Source organism: Anaerofilum hominis, assembly GCF_014287275.1.
GTDB lineage: Bacteria > Bacillota > Clostridia > Oscillospirales > Ruminococcaceae > Pygmaiobacter > Pygmaiobacter hominis.
This window is the reverse complement of the sequence record NZ_JACONZ010000011.1, coordinates 1-1,643: the sequence shown is the minus strand read 5'-3', so window position 1 is coordinate 1,643 and position 1,643 is coordinate 1. Positions and strand designations below refer to the sequence as shown.

At 64.3% G+C, this 1,643-nt stretch carries 1 protein-coding gene; it reads right to left on the bottom strand.

Annotation, left to right across the window (positions count from 1 at the left end; translation table 11 throughout):
* Positions 1-1,643: hypothetical protein (locus H8S23_RS14270; protein ID WP_186888932.1), on the bottom strand; the 1,643-nt coding region annotated here is incomplete at both ends.

Below are 1,643 nucleotides of genomic sequence, written 5' to 3'. Positions count from 1 at the left end.
CCCCGCTCGCTCAGCAGCGCCCCGTTCAGGTAAAAGCTGCGCAGATTGCTGATCTTCTCCCCCGTGATATCCTGGCTCGTCACCGCATACACCCCCAGCCGCGTCAGAAACAGCGGCTCGTTGGCCAGATATCCAAACGCCCATTTTGCCGCCGCCCCCTCTCCCTGCAGCGTGTTCACGATGGGGAACGCGGGTTTGTTGTTCTGCAGATTCCCCTCCCGCACCACCACGCTGCGGTCAGCCTCCCGCCCGTCCTTGTGCGCAGCCAGACGCGCGGACACGATCGAATACCCCACAATCGCGCTGTCCGATTGCCCCAGTACCGCGTAGGCGCCGTCGTCCCAATAGGTGGGGTCGTTATACCCTGAATACCAGTCGTAATTGGGCAGCCCGGCATACCCGGACAAAAACAGCCGGTCCGCCGCCCCGCTCACCCCGAACAGGGCGCCGATATCGCAGCGGTTGATCCGGTCCGCATACCCCTCCATCGTGCCCGCCGCCGTGATCTTCACATTGTCCTGCCCGGAGACCGGCGACACCCCCGGCGCGGCGGTAAAGGTCACCAGTCCCGCCGTCCGGTCCACCGAAAAATCGCTGCCCTCGGCCAGCTCCCGCCAGCTGCCGTCGCTCTGCAGCAGCTCTACCGTGACGGCCGCCGCATCCAGGGGGGCAAGGCTCAGCTGGTAGGCCTTGTCGGCGGCCGTCCCGAGAAACTGCTCGGTAAATTTGGGCTGGATCAGGTTGATGCCCTCGAATTCCTGCCCGCCGGCTTTCGGCCCCTTGCCGATGGTCAGGGTCGGCACATATGCCCCCTCCGACGCCGGCTTTACCCTCTCGCCGTCGTAGATCCACAGCGTGCCGCCGTCGGCGATCACCAGCTGGTCCGCCAGCAGCCAGCTGCGGCTGCGGCCGTCCGCAAGGCCGCCCGCCCGTTCCTCCGCCATCCGCAAGTCTGCGGAGAGTTCCCCCTCTGCGCGCAGGACAAACCGGCCGTCCCGGCCATTGAGCTCCACCGCCTCATGGGTGTAGGTCTCTTCCTCCGCAAGCTCGTAAACCACCGTCACCGGCGTGCCCGCGGCATACTGGGCGGCGAGATGCGCTTTAAACTCCGCCGCGGTGCTGTAGGAGGAGTCCTTGAACGCGACATAATGACCGGACGCTTCGTTTATGCCCACAAACACGACGTGATCTTCGCTCATCCAGTTGGCCTGCGCCCATGGATAGTGGCTGCAGACCCCGCACTGATACGTCGATCTCGCAAACGGGATCTGATTGTCGGCCACAACAAACCAGTTATTCACCTCAGCGTCCTGATAAAAGTTCTCTGTCCCGTCCAGTACCAGCATTTTCTGCGCGTGCCGTTCCCGGCTGATCCGCCCGCCGTCCTCCGCCAAAACGCTGCTCTCCACCCTGTCGCCGTCCCACAGGGGCGCGGTCAGGGGGAGCAGGCGGAGCTGTCCGTTGATCTCCACCTTCGCGGCATACTCCTGTCCCCCGTAGGGGAGATATGGGGCCGCTTTGGTTCCGCGGTTCAGCATGACCCATTCGATCTCGCCGCGCCAGTCCGCGATCCCTGTCGCGTTGTCCTTGTTGGTCACGCACAGGGCGTATTTTCCCGATGCCCCTATCCTGATCTCCGTGGC